This window comes from Bibersteinia trehalosi USDA-ARS-USMARC-188 (assembly GCF_000521725.1).
Taxonomy (GTDB): domain Bacteria; phylum Pseudomonadota; class Gammaproteobacteria; order Enterobacterales; family Pasteurellaceae; genus Bibersteinia; species Bibersteinia trehalosi.
In genome coordinates this window covers 1,276,310-1,292,929 of sequence record NZ_CP006954.1, presented here as the reverse complement: position 1 = coordinate 1,292,929, position 16,620 = coordinate 1,276,310, and the positions used below count along the sequence as shown (strand labels likewise).

Sequence of the window (16,620 nt, the reverse complement as noted above, 5' to 3'; positions counted from 1 at the left end):
GGAAAAGCAATGATTAACGTTTTATTTTTCGCCCAAACTCGTGAATTAGTGGGGCAAGATAGCCTAGAAATTGAGGCGATATTCCACACCGCAGACGAACTGCGCCAACATCTTGCTAATCAAGGAGGGAAGTGGGAGTTAGCGCTACAAAGCGGTAAATTATTAGTGGCAATTAACCAAACGATTTCACCGCTTTCTACTGAAATTAAAGATGGCGATGAAGTTGCCTTTTTCCCGCCAGTCACAGGGGGCTAAATGGAAAATTTAATCAAAGTACAAACGGAAAATTTTGACCAAAATGCCGTTTATCGCTGGCTTGCAGAAAATCATCGAGTTGGTGCAACAACGGTTTTTGTGGGCAAGGTGCGAGAAATGAATTTAGGTGATAGCGTTTCAGGTTTATATTTAGAGCACTATCCAGCGATGACCGAAAAAGCCCTAAATGAAATCGTAGCTGAAGCACGACAACGTTGGGAGTTAGAGCGTGTGGCTGTAATCCACCGTGTTGGGCAGCTTTATACAGGTGATGAAATCGTGCTCGTTGGTGTGAGTTCAGCCCATCGTGGTAATGCTTATGCCGCTAATGAATTTATTATGGATTATCTCAAAACCAAAGCCCCATTTTGGAAACGAGAAACCACTGCACAAGGCGACCGCTGGGTTGAAGAGCGTGAAAGCGATCTACAAGCGGCAGAAAAGTGGCAATAATTTGCAAAAGATAAAAATGGAAAATTTATATATTGATCTACAAATCGCCTGTGAAAACAGCGAAAACTTACCCACTGAACAACAATTCTATACTTGGGTACACAAAGCCCTTGCAATGCAAGCAAAAACCGAAGATTTCCCCGAAACAGAAATCACTATTCGCATTGTAGATGAAGCGGAAAGCCACGAACTCAATCTGACCTATCGTGGTAAAGACAAACCGACCAATGTGCTTTCCTTTCCGTTTGAAATGCCTGAGGGCGTTGAGGATTTGCCACTACTCGGCGATCTGGTTATCTGCCGTCAAGTAATGGAAAACGAAGCCAAAGAGCAACAAATTTCCGAAGAAAGCCACTGGGCGCATTTATCCGTACACGGCACACTGCATTTGCTTGGTTACGATCATATTGAAGAAGATGAGGCGGTAGAGATGGAAAGTCTAGAAACGGAAATTATGATCGCACTGGGGTATGGTGATCCTTATTTAAGTGAGAAATTGCCTGAATAATGCGAAAACTGGTCATCATTAACCAAACGGGCGTACGCAGTACGCCCTCACAACCTTCTATCCAAATTCCCCCACATTTTGAGCCTATTCCTTTTTCCAATGCCAAATCTCTGCTCGGGAATGAATACCCTTTTGCGATTTATGATATGAGTGCAGAAAATGGTATCCATTTTAATTTAGAAGCCTTTGCAATTGTGGCGGGGACAATTCAACGTGGTGGCACACTCTATTTGTGTTGCAAGGATTGGGACAACGTAGAAAATACGCTCGATTTGGATAGCCTGCGTTGGAATGAAGATAATGCGATTTCTACACCGAGATTCTGGGCGTTTTTTAAGGCGTTGGTACAGAAATATGGTTTTGAATGTAGGGGCGTATGTCATACACCCGAAAAAATGGGCGATATCGTGGGCGTACGCAGTACGCCCCTACAATTCAATGCAGATCAGCAATTTATTCTTAAAAAACTACCGCTTGATGACGCCGATATTCATTTAATCACCGCCCCTCGTGGTCGGGGAAAATCTACACTGGCTGGGAAACTTGCCGAACAGCTTTCACAGCAATACAGCGTTATCATTACCGCACGTTCAAAAGCGGCTTTACCAAGTTTTTGGCAACAGATTGAAAGTGAAAAAGTGCAATTTTTTGCGCCCGATTATTTATTGCAAGCGGTGAAAAATGGCGAAAATTTTGCAAAAACGTGGTTATTTATTGATGAAGCGGCAAGCTTACCGTTGCCTATGTTAAAAGCCTTAACAAATGCGTTTGAAAAAGTGGTGATGACGACCACCACGCAAAATTACGAAGGCACTGGGCGTGGATTTGAGTTGAAATTGCCGAAAATGTTGAATAAACCTTTTCAACATTGGACGTTGCACACGCCGTTGCGCTGGGGGGAGAATGACCCGTTGGAAGGGTTTATCAATGACTTACTCCTTCTTACCGATGAACAAACTCCCCTCTTTAGCAAAGAGGGGCAGGGGGAGATTTGGCAGAATACATTAACGGAGAAATTACTCTCTCACTTCGGCTATAACGACTGCCAAATCTCCCCTAACCCCTCTTTGCTAAAGAGGGGGAGCAGTATTGTGGAAAAAATAACTTTCTACCACTTACTCACCACAGCCCACTACAAAACCACCCCAACCGATCTTCGCCGCTTATTTGATGGCGAAAATCAGAAGCTATTTGAAATTCGGGAAAATCAGCAACTAATCGCTGGGGCTTGGGGGATTTTTGAAGGGGGGCTAGATAGAGAGCTGACTCAGGCAATTTGGCGAGGTGAACGCCGTCCAAAGGGGAATCTCGTTGCACAATATCTTTGTTTTCAGGGCAATTTTCCGCAGGCTTGCCAATTGCGATCTCTTCGGATCTCTCGTATTGCAGTAGCCCCTGAAATGCAAGGAAAAGGCTACGGCAAGCGGTTGATTTCTGAGATGATTTTGCAAATTTCAGTGCAAAATCCACCGCTTGATTTTCTTTCCGTGAGCTTTGGAATGAATGATGAATTACTGAATTTCTGGCAACAATGCGGTTTTCAGCAGGTAGCAATTAGCCAGAATCCTGAAGCCAGCAGTGGTTTATACAGCGCGATGATGATTTATCCTGTCTCGCTACAAGGAAAAGCGTTTGTTGATCAAACAAGCGTACAATTCCAACGCAACCAAATTTTGCAAAAAAATGTAGAATTTCAACCGCTTACTGAGTGGGATTGGCAGAATATTAAGGGATTTATCCGCGCTTCTCGGACATTTACGGCTTGTTTGCCAAGTTTATTGCGCCTTGCTCAAATAGATAAATTTACTTTTGTGCGAGATTATTTGGCGCAGGAAAAACTGGATAAACCACGCCTTCAGCAGTTCAAAACGACATTATGTCATTCTTTATATTTTTTGAACTAGATCACATACGCAAACGTTTTTTTTCGCTAGAATTTTTTTAACCACATGGAAGTTTCATGATAAGGAGCAAACAATGAAAATTGTGTTAAATACATTAGCTTTGGCTGTTGGTTTTGCTGCTATCTCGTCTGTGGCAGCGCAAACACGTATTGGAGTGGCTATCTATAATTATGATGACAATTTTATGTCATTAATGCGTAAGGAGATAGTACAAGAAGCCGCACGTATGAAAGAAGTTAATTTGCTGCTAAATGATTCTCAAAATGCTCAGTCTATTCAAAATAATCAGGTTGATGTGTTAGTTCCTAGAGTGGATGTTTTGGCGGTAAATTTAGTTGATCCGATGGCAGCTGAAACCATAATTGGTAAAGCTAAATTGCGTAATATGCCAGTGGTCTTTTTTAATAAAGATCCTGGTGAAAAAGCTATTCAAAGCTATGAACAAGCCTACTATGTTGGGGCAAATCCACCTTCAGAAGCGGGTAAGATTCAAGGTGAATTAATTGCCAAACATTGGCAGGCAAATGTGCATTTTGATTTGAATAAAGATGGCAAAATTCAATATGCGCTATTGCAGGGCGAATTAGGTCATCCCGATACTGCGGCGCGTAGCCAAGCTGTGATTGCCGAACTTAATAGACAAGGTATTGCAACAGAAGCTATTTTTGTCGATAGCGCATTATGGAAGAGTGAATTGGCTCAACAAAAAGTAACCACTTGGCTAGCAAGCCCTAAAGCGGATGAAATTGAAGTGGTCATTGCAAATAATGATGCAATGGCAATGGGTGCGTTAAATGCGCTGAAAACAGCAGGTAAAAAATTGCCGCTTTTTGGTATTGATGCTTTGCCTGAAGCTTTAGCTTTAGTGAAGAGTGGCGATTTAACCGCGACTGTGTTAAATGACGGGATGAGTCAAAGTAAAGCGCTGGTGCAGGTTGCTCAAAATTTAGCAACCGGTAAACCCGCAACAGAGGGCTTAGTTTGGCAGATGCAAGCACGCAATTTGCGTATTCCTTATATTGGCGTTGATAAGGATAATTTACCTAAATTTTAGGTGGCCATTTATCGCTTATTAAGCCGTAACTTTAGCCGAAAATAGCAACCCATAATAAGGGTTTTGTGTATCCTTTTTCGGCTTTTTTTGCTACTCTAATTAAGGTGTGTTGAAGTTTAACAATCGCACCAGACTCAAACGTTCAGCATTTCTCACCTTACTTTTGTTATTTTTAAGGATATGACATGGCTTGGAAAGCATATAAAAAATTCACTTTTTTAACCGCTGTAGCACTATTAGTTGCAAGCTGTAGTGGTGATAAACAAAAATCATCAGTAGGAACTAACTTTGATCCAGAAACCGCAAAATTTGGTGCGGTATTTAAAGGCAGACAATTCATTTCTCACTCGACGCCACTGGCGCTAAGTAAAGGCGTGAATATGAGTGGGAAAGTAATTAATACTAAAGATTTCATCAATCAGCTACGTTATGTAAATGCATATTCAAACAGCATTGCTGAAACTTATGGTTCAACATATAACAAAATGTCTCGCTGGTTGGCTTCAGGTGGAAATGTTGCCGACCTTGCTAAATATGGTATTTATACCCGCCAAATGCGAGGCATGGATGGTTATCAAAATGTGCTGATGACGGGTTATTTTATTCCTGTTATAGAAGCACGCAGCCGTCCGCAAGGTGAATTCCGTCATCCTGTGCATGCTGTGCCTCAGGGTAATCGTAAATATTCACGTGCAGAAATCTATGCAGGGGCATTAAATGGCAAAGGCTTAGAATTAGCTTATTCTAATTCCATGCTAGATAATTTTTTGATGGAAGTGCAAGGTTCAGGCTTTATGCGTGTTGATGGGCAATTACGTCATTTTGCATATGGTAATAAAAATGGTTATAGCTATACGAGTATTGGACGTTTACTCGTTGAAGATGGCGAAATTGCTAAGGAAAAAATGTCTACTCAAGCCATTAAAGAATGGGCGGCGAGAAATCCATATCGTTTGCAAAATTTGTTAGAACGTAATCAATCTTACGTTTATTTCCGTCCTGATCCAACTTTTGATGTCAAAGGCTCAGCAGGGGTGCCATTAGTCGCTTTAGCATCTGTTGCTTCTGATACGAATCTTGTGCCATCGGGTTCGGTTTTGTTAGTTGAAATGCCATTAATTGATAGTAAAGGTAACTGGACAGGTAAACATGAGTTACGTTTAATGGTGGCTTTGGATCGAGGAGGCGCAGTAAAAGGCCAGCATTTCGATTTATATCAAGGTATTGGTGATAAAGCGGGACATACTGCTGGTCATCTGAAGCATTATGGTCGAGTGTGGGTGCTAAATTAAGGCTAGATTAACAAATGCACCGTTGGCAAAATTGCGAACGGTGCATTTTTTATATGGCTGAGTTTTGCAAAAAATTGCTCAATATTTACCGCTTGTGCGTTTATGATTAGACATGATCTAAATTATCGGGTAATGAGCCTTCTATTTCATATAAAAGATCACCATCTTTAAAGAAGACATAACCACCATTTTTCATTTTGACCCAATTTTCGTTTTTAGTGAGGGGCTTGGTGGTAATGATAGTAACCTTGTCAGCTTCTGTGGTATATTCGCGGAAATCAATCATTACATCATCATCACGCAGTGCTTTGCCAAACGGGGCTTTACGCGTAACATAATGCAGGTGAGTAGAGCAACGTGCGATCATCCAATGCCCATTGGACAAAATAAAATTAAATACACCATAATTTGCCAGTTCCGTGGTGATATCAACTACCGCATCAAAAATTTCTTTTTCTGATGGTTTTTGGGCAAAACGCTGTTTTAATTTATCTGCGATACAACAAAATGCCAGCTCTGAATCCGTTGAACCAATCGGCTGGTAGTGGCTCTTTGGACAATGTTGGAGATTTTCCACGGTACCGTTATGTGCAAAGACCCAGTTCTCTCCCCAAATTTCACGGATAAAGGGATGAGTGTTTTCGAGTACTACGCCGCCTTTGGTTGCTTTACGGATATGAGCAATCACGTTATAGGATTTTATACGATATTGGGAGACAAGATCACCGATAGGTGATGATGAAGCTGCCTTATTATCGCGAAAAATGCGAATACCTTTACCTTCAAAAAATGCAATGCCAAAACCGTCTGTATGGCAGTCAGTTAAGCCTGCACGCCGTCGAAATCCTTCAAAAGAAAATGTAATATCCGTAGGAGTATTACAGTTCATCCCTAATAATTGACACATAATCACATCCAAAAATTTATTTCAAAAAAATCCCCTAAAACAGGGGATACAAGGGGTGTGATTTAACCGAAAATCTGCAAAAAATTCAATATGTTTTTGGATATTTTCTGTGATTAATTTTCTGTTTTTTTGATTAACGCCAAAATAAACAGTAAACCAGAACAGACCACGACCGATGGTCCCGCTGGCGTGTCTTTCAGAGCGGAGAGTAGTAAACCACCACACACAGCAAGCCAACCAAATAACATCGCATAACAAACCATCTGTTCTGGCGTGCGGGCAAAACGGCGGGCAGTTGCGGCAGGAATAATCAACAGTGATGTAATGATCAGTGCGCCAACAAATTTCATACTTAAAGCGATGGTCATAGCGGTGAGTAACATCAGCAATAAACGTAGACGCTCAACATTTAACCCTTCAATTTGAGCAAGCTCAGGGCTGACCGTAATGGCAAGGAATTTTTGCCAAAAAATCAGGGTAATAACACCAATAATGGCAACGCCAATTGCGATAAAGAAAACATCATCAGTATGAATGGCGAGCAAATCACCAAATAGGTAGCCCATAAGATCGACTCGTACATTGTCTAATAAGGCAATAGTGAGTACGCCTAACGAAAGACTGGTATGAGCAATAATTCCCAATAAGGTATCGACTGAGTGATTAGAACGTCGTTCTAACCAGACTAATGCGAAAGCGAGTAGCACAACCATCAAAATCACAGCGATATAGGGATCGGTTTGCAGGAAAATGCCTAGTGATACCCCTAATAATGCAGAGTGCGATAACGTATCGCCGAAATATGCCATTTTCCGCCAAACTACAAAAGCACCCAGCGGGGCAGTAATCAAAATCAGTAATGAGCCAGCAATCCATGCAGGCAATAAAATATCAAGCATAATTTTCCTTAATGACGGCATTGACCATGACATACATCACCATGTAGATCGTGATGATGGTTGTGATGGTGGCTATAAAAAGCAACATTATTAGCAAATTGATCACCAAAAAAGTGGATAAAACTTGGGTCACCAGTAACGGTTTCTGGTGAGCCGGCACAACAGATATGTCGATTAATGCAGAGTACTTCATCAGTATTTGCCATCACTATATTCAAATCGTGAGAAACCATTAAAATCGCGCAATTAAGCCATTCACGTGTTTTATTTAGCAGTTGATAGAGTTCGGTTTGCCCTGTAATATCCACACCCTGCATCGGTTCATCGAGTACTAGTAATTGTGGGCGATCCAAAATTGCTCGGGCGAGTAGTACGCGTTGTAGTTCTCCACCGGACAGTTTTTGCATACTATTTTGGCTAAGATGAGTGATATTAAATAACGCCAAAGCCTGCTGGATATCACTTTTTGAGCTATTGGGCTTAAGAGCAAGAAATTTGGCAACAGTAATTGGGATAGAATAATCTAAATGCAATTTTTGTGGTACATAGCCGATTTTTAACCCCTTGCTATGCCATATATTGCCACTGTTGGCACGTTGTAGTTTAAGTAATACTTTAAGCAAGGTTGACTTGCCGCCACCGTTAGGTCCCACGATGGTTGTAATAGAGTTAGGGTAGATGGAAAGATTAATATTTTCCAGAATAGATTGTTCCCCAAATGTGACGTTAATCTGCTCTAAACGCAGTAAAGGTTCGGCTTTTTCTACCTTTGTTGGTGAAATTTCCGCCCGAATCCGTTGAATTTTCATAGCAATAAATTTTTTATGGATATAAAACATGTTAAACTTAGCGGATTTTTAAGCCTTTGACAAGATTTAGCTTGTATCAAGCGCTTGAGTTTTGTAGAAATTTTACGGTAACTAAAGATAGAGATTAGGAATAAATTTTGCAGCATGTTGTTTTTGCTAGAGAACGACGCCGTAAAAAACTTCGCCTAAGAGGGCTGCTGTTTTTTATGGCGTTGATCTGTATTGCGATTGGGATTGGATTAGCACTAAAAAATGAAGATACGCGTTTACCTAAAAATAGCCTTGTAGTTTTCGAAGAGCATACTCTTTTGGGAAAAGAATTTGATTCTGAAAATGAACGAGACATTTTAGGCACAGATGCGCACGCGAATATTTTAAGTGGAGAACCAACCTATATTGATATTGAGATCAATGAGGCGGATAGTGGTGAAGACACTATTGGACAAGTAGAAGAAGATATAAATGCGACTTCTTATGAAGATGAATTAAGTGAGCATGATGATATTGATAGCGAAATGCCAAACATGGGTGAAATGCTGATCAGTAATGCTGAAATTTTTGAAGATCTTAGCATCGCGCTTGCACAAGGTGATATCAAGCTGGATGATAAAGCGCCCTCTGAACAACCTGATGGCACACCGGAAAAGCCACGAAAAGCACGTCATTATAGCTATACGGTGACCCGCGGGGATAAATTGCGTGACGTGTTAGAACAGTCTGGTATTTCGGCGAGTTTCTCAAAGGCATTAGAACGCAAATTTCCGCAGCTGGCTAGTTTACAAACAGGGCAACAATTCCAATGGGGATTAGATGCTGATGGTGATTTAGAATACATGCATTGGTTAGTCTCAGAAAAGGAAGAGCAGCGGTTTGAGCGCAAAGAAAAAAATCGATTTACAGTGCGTAAAATCGAGAAAAAAGGCGTCTGGAAACAGGATGTAGTGAAAGGCACAATTGATGGTAATTTTGTTGCCAGTATGAAAAATGTAGGGTTGTCGGCTCGTCAAATCCAACAACTTGCTAGTGGTTTGCAATGGCAAATTTCAACTAATAAGCTGAAAAAAGGCGATAGGTTTGCAATTTTAGTCAAGCGGGAGTATATCAATGGCAAGGTAACGGATTTAGGTAATGTGGAGGCCTTGCATATTATTAGTGGTAACAAAAGTTATTATGCAATTCAAGCTGAGAACGGACGCTATTATAGCCGTCACGGTGAAACTTTAGGTAAAGGCTTTGCGCGTTATCCATTACAATTTACCCCAAGAATTTCGTCGTCGTTTAACCCAAGACGAATTCATCCTATTTCAAAGCGATTAAGACCACATAAAGGGGTCGATTTTGCCGTGCCGACAGGAACACCGATTATCGCTCCAGCAGATGGTGTAGTTGAGCATGTTGCCTATCAGGCAAAAGGCGCAGGGCGTTATATTAAAATCCGTCATGGTGGGCAATATACCACAGTCTATATGCATTTAAGTAAACCGTTGGTAAAAATCGGACAGAGCGTTAAAAAAGGCGAACGGATAGCCCTTTCAGGAAATACGGGCGGTTCAACAGGAGCACATTTGCATTATGAATTTCATATTAATGGTAACCCAGTTAATCCGATGACGGTTAAACTGCCTGGGACGGGCTCAGGAATGCCAGATAAAGAACGTAAAGCATTTTTGGCTAAAGCCAAAGGTGTAGAAACGAAATTGAAACTCTAACTTTTAAGGAACTTTTATGAAAAACAGTCTAATTACATTACTCGGATTTTCACTTGCCTGCTCGGCATTTGCTGATGATGCAAGCCTAAAAAAACAATTAGAAAAAATGGGGGCAACAAATGTGGTGATTAGCCCATCAGCATTGCCAAATTTCAAAACGGCAGTGACAGATCAAGGCGTGTTGCAAATTAGTGAAAATGGTCGCTTTGTAATTCAAGGACAGGTGTTTGAACTCAAAGAGGGCAAGGCGATTGATATTACCAATAATGCACTATTAGCTGAATTAAACACCTTGGAGAACGAGATGATTATTTATCCAGCTAAAAATGAAAAACATGTTGTGACTGTATTTATGGATATTACTTGCCATTATTGCCATATTCTGCATAGCAAACTTAAAGAATATAATGAATTGGGTATTACTATCCGTTATTTGGCTTTTCCTCGTGGTGGCATGAATACGAAAACAGCAAAACAAATGGAAGCAATTTGGACAGCAGATGATAAGGTATTCGCTTTAAACGAAGCAGAAAAGGGCAACCTACCAAAAGAGCAAAAAACACCTAAAATTGTGAAAAAACACTATGAATTAGGCTTAAAATTTGGGGTAAACGGTACACCAAATATGGTAACCAAAGAAGGAGAATTAATTCGTGGCTATGTTGAGCCGAAAGAATTAGCGGCTATGCTAAACGAATAATTATCAATAGCTCCTAGCAAGCGGTATATTTCATACAAATTTTTGCAAAAAATTTGCGAAACACTACCGCTTGTTAATGTTTATTTTTACTCTTAATTTTTAAAGAATTACGTGAAACTGATCAAACAACGCCAGCCACAAACCACGGCACATCTTTCTGAGCATCCACTCCTTAATCGAATTTACCAAAATCGCGGGGTTCAATCACCTGATGAATTAGCGCTAACGTTGCAGCACATTCATTCTCCGAGTTTATTAGCGAATATCGATCAAGCTACAGATCTACTGGTATCAATGTTTTTGCGACAGGCGAAAATTATCGTTGTGGGGGATTTTGATGCCGATGGGGCAACAAGTACTGCTTTAGCTGTTATTGGCTTACGGCAGTTTGGTTTCCAACAAGTGGATTATTTAATTCCAGATCGTTTTTCACAAGGCTATGGGCTGAGTGAAAGTGTGGCTGAAATGGTGATTGCTAAAGGCGTTGATCTGGTTTTAACGGTTGATAATGGTATTTCTTCTTTTGAGGGTATCGCGCTGTTAAAACAGCAGGGAATTCAGGTATTGGTTACCGATCACCATTTACCTTCAGACCACTTGCCGGTTGCTGATGCAATGGTAAATCCGAATTTACCGCAATGTACTTTTCCATCGAAGAACCTTGCTGGGGTTGGTGTTATTTTTTATGTCATGATTGCATTGCGGGCAAAATTCCGAGCATTAGGGCTATTCTCAGCAAAAGAACCTAATATAGCGGAATTATTAGATTTGGTTGCACTAGGTACGGTTGCTGATGTTGTTCCGCTAGATCATAATAATCGGATTTTGGTGAATCAAGGGTTATTGCGTATTCAAGCGGGGCAATGCCGAGTGGGTATTCAAGCATTAATTGAAATTGCCAAAAGGGAAGCGGCAACATTGCAAGCGGCAGATCTTGGTTTTGCGGTTGCACCGAGGTTGAATGCGGCAGGACGTTTAGAAAATATGTCGTTAGGCGTAGAGTTATTGATCTGCGATAATCTCGCATTAGCACGGCAATTGGCCTTGGAGCTTGATAGCTTAAACCAAACACGTAAAGAATTTGAGCAAGAAATGAAAACGGAAGCACTTGCTATTTGTGCTAAGTTACCAGAGTTAGAGCAAAAAGATCAGGCACATGGCATAGTGTTATATCAAGCAGATTGGCATCAGGGTGTGATTGGTATATTAGCCTCAAGAATTAAAGATCAATTTCATCGTCCAGTTATTGCTTTTGCCCAAGAAAGTGATGAAAGCGAATTATTAAAAGGTTCGGCAAGATCGATTGCAGGATTACATATTCGAGATATTTTAGAACGAATTGACAGTAATTATCCTGAATTGATTGTGAAATTTGGTGGGCATGCTATGGCGGCTGGTTTAACGATTCATCAGAGTCAATTAGAGCAATTTAAAATGGTGTTTAATCAGACGGTAAATGAATTTGCCGAGCCAGCAATGTTACAAGGTATTGTATATACAGATGGAGAATTACAAAAAGGGGAATTTAATTTACATACCGTTGAATTATTACGCCAAGCAGGGCCTTGGGGACAAAATTTTCCTGAGCCGATTTTTGAAGGCAATTTCAAAGTATTACAACAACGTTTGCTAGCAGGAAAGCACCTAAAATTATTATTAGAAAACGAACAAGGCATGCTTTTAGATGGGATTTGGTTTAATACAGATTTACGTTATTACCCAGATTTATCAATTAAATACGCTAGAATTTGTTATAAGTTGGATATTAATGAGTTTCGTGGTAGCCGTAATTTACAACTATTAGTTGAGTATTTTTCTACGATAAATTGAATAAATTTCATCAGCCAACTAGAATAATCTAGATTAGTATTGTAAAATCGCAAACGTTTTTGTCTCTTAACAGGCAAAATAGCTTATTGATAAGCTTAAATATACTTTTCTATAAAGGAACTACTAATATGAAAAAAACGACTGTTTTTCGCGGTTTATTACTGTCAAGCGTTGCGTTGGCTGTAGCTGCTTGCGGTAACCTAAGCGAAGTATCTGATGCAGGTACAACAGATAATCCTGTTTTCCCAAAAATTTCTGAGTCTGAGTTCAACCATGACGGTTCTCAATTTGGTTCTTGGCCAAACTGGGAAAATGTACGTCAAATTGAACGCGGTATGAATAAAGATCAATTGTACTACTTAATCGGTCGTCCACACTTTGAAGAAGGTTTATATGCCGTTCGTGAATGGGACTATGCATTCAACTACCGTGAAAACGGCGTTCACAAAATTTGCCAATTTAAAATTTTATTCGACAAAAATATGAACGCTCAGAGCTTCTTCTGGTATCCAAATGGCTGTAATGGTAACGCAAGCTATAACTTAGAAGGTGACTTCTTATTTGATTTCGATAAAGACACTTTAACAGCTAAAGGTAAAGAGGTTGTTGATAATGTTGCAGCACAATTAAAATCTTCAGGTGCTCAACAAGTGAAAATTGAAGGTCATACTGACCGTTTAGGTTCTGTTGCTTATAACTTGGATCTTTCACAACGTCGTGCGAATATGGTGAAAGCACGTTTACAACAACAAGGCGTTACTGCAGATATGACAGCGGTAGGTTTAGGTAAAGCACACCAAGTTAAAGCTTGTGAAGGCTATGCACATGCAAGTCAAGCTGAAAAAGATTGCTTGCGCCCTAACCGTCGTGTGGTGATTTCTGCAAATGGCGGCGTGTTGAAACAGAGCGAGGGTGGTAATGTTGCAGGTCCTACTGGCCCAGCACCACTTTACCAAACTCCAGCATACAACACTGGTAAATAAATTTTTAATATTAAATGAAAAAGGACGAGTAATCGTCCTTTTTTGTCTATATGGAGTTCTCTATGTCTTATAAAGCGATTGCCTTCGATCTCGATGGCACATTATTATCTAGCCAAGCCACTATTTTAGATTCAAGTAAACAAGCAATTAAAGTAGCGCAAGCAAAGGGGTTAAAGATCTTCATTGTGACAGGCCGTCACCATACAGCAGTCCGCCCATACTATGCTGAATTGGGTTTAGATACGCCAGTGGTATGTTGTAATGGGACTTATCTGTATGATTTTAAAAATGATCAGGTGTTGGCATCTAATCCCTTGAGTGCAGAACAGGCGACTTTCTTGATTACACAAGCTAAACAACAAGGAATTCATACGGCAGTTTATACACGTGATGCGATGGTGTATGAGGTGTTAAATCCCCATTTCGAAAAATTGCAGCAATGGGTGGCAAGCTGTCCAGAAGATGTACGCCCAAATGTGCATCAAATAGAGGATTTCCTGTCATTAGTTGATAGTGGTAACACGATTTGGAAAGTGCTGATTAGTGATCCTGATTTAAATAAAATGCAAAATTTTGTTGAAAAGCTACCGCTTGATCAATTTAGTCCCGAGTGGTCTTGGGTTGATCGCGCAGATATTACTCGTACAGGTAATAGTAAAGGAAACTGCTTAGCAGAACTATTAAAACGAGAACAGATCGATCCTAAACAGGTAATTGCTTTCGGTGATAATTTTAATGATATCAGTATGCTCTCTCTAGTGGGAATGGGCATTGCAATGGGGGGCTCAGAGCTGGAAGTGCAACAAAATGCAAAACGTGTAATAGGCTCAAATAACGAAGATAGCATTGCGCAAACATTAGCGGATTTGTTGAAATAATAGCAAGCGGTATATTTCTTGAGATTTTTTGCAAAGTGTAAAATTTTGCTTGCATATTTCTCAAGTTTTTTGCAATCTAGCGAACATAATTTTTCTTATAAACAGGAGTGAATTTTATGTCTAAACCGCTTTTCTCAGGTAGTATCGTTGCCCTTATAACTCCAATGCGACATGGAGAAGTCGATTTTGATGGCTTAAAAAGCCTAGTCGAATTTCACATTAAAGCAGGCACCCATGGTATTGTTTCTGTGGGTACAACAGGTGAATGTAGCACATTGAGTATTGATGAAAATGTGAAAGTGATTCGCAAAACCGTGGAATTTGCAGCAGGGCGAATTCCTGTTATTGCCGGGACTGGTTCAAATGCGACTAGCGAAGCCATTACGATGACTAAATTAGTTGCAGACAGTGGGGTAGCTGGCTGTTTAAGCGTGGTACCTTACTATAATAAACCAACTCAGGAAGGTTTATATCAGCACTATAAAGCCATTGCTGAGTGTACTGATTTACCTCAAATTTTATATAACGTTCCAGGACGTACAGGGTGTGATTTAAAACCTGAAACCATTGGTCGTCTAGCTGAAATTCCAAATATTGTTGCGGTAAAAGAGGCAACAGGAGATTTAAGTCGTTTGCCATTAATTAAAGAGCTAGCAGGAGACGATTTTATTTTCTTAAGTGGCGATGATGCAACAGGATTTGAGTCAATGAAACAGGGGGGGCAAGGGGTTATTTCAGTTACCAATAACCTTGCTGCAGCAGATATGGCAAAAATGTGTGAATTGACACTGGCAGGAAAATTTGATGAAGCTGAAGTGATTAATAAACGCTTAGATGCCTTACATCACAACTTATTTGTGGAGGGTAATCCAATCCCTGTTAAATGGGCAGCACACCGTATAGGCTTAATTAGTGAGCCAAGCTTACGCCTACCATTAACGGTACTTTCTGAACAATACCATTCAGTAATTGAAGACGCGCTAAAACAAGCCGGCTTACTGTAATTTTACTAAAACTAACCCCGCGCGGTGCGCGGGGTTTTGTTTTTTAAGCAGTATGCTGTTGATAAGCTTGTAAGGTATTTTTCATTAGCATTGCAACCGTCATCGGGCCAACTCCACCTGGGACAGGTGTAATGAATGATGCTTTCTGTTTGGCCGTCTCGAATTCTACATCACCAATAATCTTTCCTTCGACACGATTAATGCCAACATCGATCACGATCGCGCCTTCTTTAATCCATTCGCCTTTGATTAAGTGTGGCTTACCTACCGCAACAATCACTAGATCTGCTTGGCGGATATGTTGCTCAAGATTTTCAGTGAAACGGTGTGTAATAGTAGTGGTACAGCCTAAAATTAATAGTTCCATTGCCATTGGTCGCCCAACAATATTTGATGCGCCAACAATTACTGCATGCTTACCGCGAACATTTACGTTAGTACTTGCTAGTAATTCTACGATGCCATAGGGAGTACAAGAGCGCAATGTCGGAATACGCTGGCAGAGGCGTCCCACATTGTAAGGATGAAAACCATCGACATCTTTATCTGGGCGAATCGCCTCTATAACTTTACTACTGTCAATTTGTTCAGGAAGAGGTAGCTGAACTAGAATCCCATCTATTGTGTCATCTTGATTAAGCTGAGAAATTAGCGCCAGTAGATCTGTTTCAGTGGTATTAGCAGGTAAATCGAAAGATTTTGATAAAATCCCCATTTCTTCACAACTTTTACGTTTATTCGCAACATAAATTTGCGATGCAGGATCTGCGCCTACTAAAATAACGGCTAAGCCAGGTGCTCGTTTTCCTTCCCCTTTATAGTATTGAATTTGCTGCGCAATGTTAGATTTAATTTGCTTAGCAATAGCGGTGCCTGAAATAATCGTTGCAGTCATAAATAAAAATTCCTCATAAAGTTATGATTTGCTTATTATATCACATGCGCAAACGTTTGCTTATATAATAAGACAAAATTTTAATTTTGCCTTATTTTCGCAAAAAAATGTTTGATTGATAAGTAAAATTAGCAATATGCATAAATAACCACCATTCAACCACAATTTTTCCAAAAAGCATTGACGAGAAGAAATTATCACCTATAATGCACAGCACTTTACGTCGGCGAGTAGCGCAGCTTGGTAGCGCAACTGGTTTGGGACCAGTGGGTCGTAGGTTCAAATCCTATCTCGCCGACCACTTTTTCTAGAACCCCCTCTAAGTAAATTTCCAATACTACGCGCCCTTAGCTCAGCTGGATAGAGCAACGCCCTTCTAAGGCGTGGGTCAAAGGTTCGAATCCTTTAGGGCGTGCCATTTTATTCCCTGTGTTGATATTTAAAATAGTGTGCTTATCCGCTTGAAAATGGCACAATTGAAGAAAATGTACCGAATAGAGTTTTTCTTTTCAAAAATTTACTGATGCAGTCTCTGTGGTT

At 40.3% G+C, this 16,620-nt stretch carries 16 protein-coding genes and 2 tRNA genes; 14 read left to right on the top strand and 4 right to left on the bottom strand.

Annotated elements, in window-relative coordinates:
• Nucleotides 1-9 precede the first annotated feature (9 nt).
• From moaD to mltA, 6 genes are all read left to right on the top strand, one after another.
• Entirely contained in the window at nt 10-255 is a 246-nt protein-coding gene (gene moaD / locus F542_RS05915) for a molybdopterin synthase sulfur carrier subunit (protein WP_025267098.1), read from the top strand.
• The gene (gene moaE / locus F542_RS05910; protein WP_025267097.1) at nt 256-708 is read left to right on the top strand and encodes a molybdopterin synthase catalytic subunit MoaE; all 453 of its coding nucleotides are present in this window, start codon (nt 256-258) and stop codon (nt 706-708) included.
• Nucleotides 709-724: 16 nt separating this feature from the next.
• The gene (gene ybeY, locus F542_RS05905; RefSeq protein WP_025267096.1) at nt 725-1,216 is read left to right on the top strand and encodes an rRNA maturation RNase YbeY; all 492 of its coding nucleotides are present in this window, start codon (nt 725-727) and stop codon (nt 1,214-1,216) included.
• Entirely contained in the window at nt 1,216-3,120 is a 1,905-nt protein-coding gene (locus F542_RS05900) for a GNAT family N-acetyltransferase (protein ID WP_025267095.1), read from the top strand. Before ybeY ends, F542_RS05900 begins: the two co-directional genes overlap by 1 nt.
• 73 nt (nt 3,121-3,193) lie before the next feature.
• Nucleotides 3,194-4,174 carry a galactose/glucose ABC transporter substrate-binding protein MglB gene (gene mglB / locus F542_RS05895; protein ID WP_015432422.1) on the top strand — a complete coding sequence of 327 codons (981 nt, stop codon included), beginning with the start codon at nt 3,194-3,196 and terminating at the stop codon, nt 4,172-4,174.
• A gap of 185 nt (nt 4,175-4,359) precedes the next feature.
• A complete protein-coding gene (gene mltA, locus F542_RS05890) occupies nt 4,360-5,466 on the top strand; it encodes a murein transglycosylase A (protein ID WP_015432423.1) in 1,107 nt (368 codons plus the stop codon).
• Between the two features lie 106 nt (nt 5,467-5,572).
• Here the strand turns inward: mltA and F542_RS05885 are convergent, their stop codons facing one another.
• From F542_RS05885 to znuC, 3 genes are all read right to left on the bottom strand, one after another.
• Nucleotides 5,573-6,373, bottom strand: coding sequence for a class II glutamine amidotransferase (locus F542_RS05885; protein ID WP_025267094.1), 801 nt, complete (start codon nt 6,371-6,373; stop codon nt 5,573-5,575).
• A gap of 113 nt (nt 6,374-6,486) precedes the next feature.
• A complete protein-coding gene (gene znuB / locus F542_RS05880; protein WP_015432425.1) occupies nt 6,487-7,272 on the bottom strand; it encodes a zinc ABC transporter permease subunit ZnuB in 786 nt (261 codons plus the stop codon).
• An 8-nt stretch (nt 7,273-7,280) separates the two neighbouring features.
• Nucleotides 7,281-8,081, bottom strand: a complete 801-nt coding sequence (gene znuC / locus F542_RS05875; RefSeq protein WP_025267093.1) for a zinc ABC transporter ATP-binding protein ZnuC — start codon at nt 8,079-8,081, stop codon at nt 7,281-7,283.
• Between the two features lie 137 nt (nt 8,082-8,218).
• On the opposite strand from znuC, the gene mepM reads away from it, so the two are divergent.
• The 6 genes from mepM (at nt 8,219) to dapA (ending at nt 15,185) form a co-directional block, all read left to right on the top strand.
• On the top strand, nt 8,219-9,790 hold the full coding sequence (mepM, locus tag F542_RS05870) for a murein DD-endopeptidase MepM (RefSeq protein WP_015432427.1): 1,572 nt from the start codon (nt 8,219-8,221) through the stop codon (nt 9,788-9,790).
• A 16-nt stretch (nt 9,791-9,806) separates the two neighbouring features.
• Complete coding sequence (gene dsbC, locus F542_RS05865) at nt 9,807-10,490, top strand: bifunctional protein-disulfide isomerase/oxidoreductase DsbC (RefSeq protein ID WP_015432428.1); 684 nt, start codon at nt 9,807-9,809, stop codon at nt 10,488-10,490.
• Between the two features lie 111 nt (nt 10,491-10,601).
• On the top strand, nt 10,602-12,320 hold the full coding sequence (gene recJ / locus F542_RS05860) for a single-stranded-DNA-specific exonuclease RecJ (protein ID WP_025267092.1): 1,719 nt from the start codon (nt 10,602-10,604) through the stop codon (nt 12,318-12,320).
• 128 nt (nt 12,321-12,448) lie between these two features.
• On the top strand, nt 12,449-13,303 hold the full coding sequence (locus tag F542_RS05855; RefSeq protein WP_025267091.1) for an OmpA family protein: 855 nt from the start codon (nt 12,449-12,451) through the stop codon (nt 13,301-13,303).
• A 62-nt stretch (nt 13,304-13,365) separates the two neighbouring features.
• Nucleotides 13,366-14,181, top strand: coding sequence for a pyridoxal phosphatase (locus tag F542_RS05850; protein WP_025267090.1), 816 nt, complete (start codon nt 13,366-13,368; stop codon nt 14,179-14,181).
• 116 nt (nt 14,182-14,297) lie between these two features.
• A complete protein-coding gene (dapA, locus tag F542_RS05845) occupies nt 14,298-15,185 on the top strand; it encodes a 4-hydroxy-tetrahydrodipicolinate synthase (RefSeq protein ID WP_025267089.1) in 888 nt (295 codons plus the stop codon).
• 43 nt (nt 15,186-15,228) lie between these two features.
• On the opposite strand, the gene folD is transcribed toward dapA, so the two are convergent.
• Nucleotides 15,229-16,080: a bifunctional methylenetetrahydrofolate dehydrogenase/methenyltetrahydrofolate cyclohydrolase FolD gene (gene folD / locus F542_RS05840; protein WP_015432433.1), complete on the bottom strand. Its 852-nt coding sequence runs from the start codon at nt 16,078-16,080 to the stop codon at nt 15,229-15,231.
• A gap of 224 nt (nt 16,081-16,304) precedes the next feature.
• On the opposite strand from folD, the gene F542_RS05835 reads away from it, so the two are divergent.
• Nucleotides 16,305-16,381 (top strand) — tRNA-Pro (locus F542_RS05835).
• Nucleotides 16,382-16,421: 40 nt separating this feature from the next.
• Nucleotides 16,422-16,498: transfer RNA gene (locus F542_RS05830), tRNA-Arg, on the top strand.
• The last annotated feature ends 122 nt before the right edge of the window (nt 16,499-16,620 follow it).

Excerpts from the sequence above, each read along its gene's own strand:
- F542_RS05855 (WP_025267091.1), top strand. The coding sequence starts at position 12,449 with ATGAAAAAAACGACTGTTTTTCGCGGTTTATTACTGTCAAGCGTTGCG.
- folD (WP_015432433.1), bottom strand. The coding sequence starts at position 16,080 with ATGACTGCAACGATTATTTCAGGCACCGCTATTGCTAAGCAAATTAAA.
- F542_RS05885 (WP_025267094.1), bottom strand. The coding sequence starts at position 6,373 with ATGTGTCAATTATTAGGGATGAACTGTAATACTCCTACGGATATTACA.
- dapA (WP_025267089.1), top strand. The coding sequence starts at position 14,298 with ATGTCTAAACCGCTTTTCTCAGGTAGTATCGTTGCCCTTATAACTCCA.
- moaE (WP_025267097.1), top strand. The coding sequence starts at position 256 with ATGGAAAATTTAATCAAAGTACAAACGGAAAATTTTGACCAAAATGCC.
- mglB (WP_015432422.1), top strand. The coding sequence starts at position 3,194 with ATGAAAATTGTGTTAAATACATTAGCTTTGGCTGTTGGTTTTGCTGCT.
- znuB (WP_015432425.1), bottom strand. The coding sequence starts at position 7,272 with ATGCTTGATATTTTATTGCCTGCATGGATTGCTGGCTCATTACTGATT.
- ybeY (WP_025267096.1), top strand. The coding sequence starts at position 725 with ATGGAAAATTTATATATTGATCTACAAATCGCCTGTGAAAACAGCGAA.
- moaD (WP_025267098.1), top strand. The coding sequence starts at position 10 with ATGATTAACGTTTTATTTTTCGCCCAAACTCGTGAATTAGTGGGGCAA.
- mltA (WP_015432423.1), top strand. The coding sequence starts at position 4,360 with ATGGCTTGGAAAGCATATAAAAAATTCACTTTTTTAACCGCTGTAGCA.
- F542_RS05900 (WP_025267095.1), top strand. The coding sequence starts at position 1,216 with ATGCGAAAACTGGTCATCATTAACCAAACGGGCGTACGCAGTACGCCC.
- F542_RS05850 (WP_025267090.1), top strand. The coding sequence starts at position 13,366 with ATGTCTTATAAAGCGATTGCCTTCGATCTCGATGGCACATTATTATCT.
- dsbC (WP_015432428.1), top strand. The coding sequence starts at position 9,807 with ATGAAAAACAGTCTAATTACATTACTCGGATTTTCACTTGCCTGCTCG.
- znuC (WP_025267093.1), bottom strand. The coding sequence starts at position 8,081 with ATGAAAATTCAACGGATTCGGGCGGAAATTTCACCAACAAAGGTAGAA.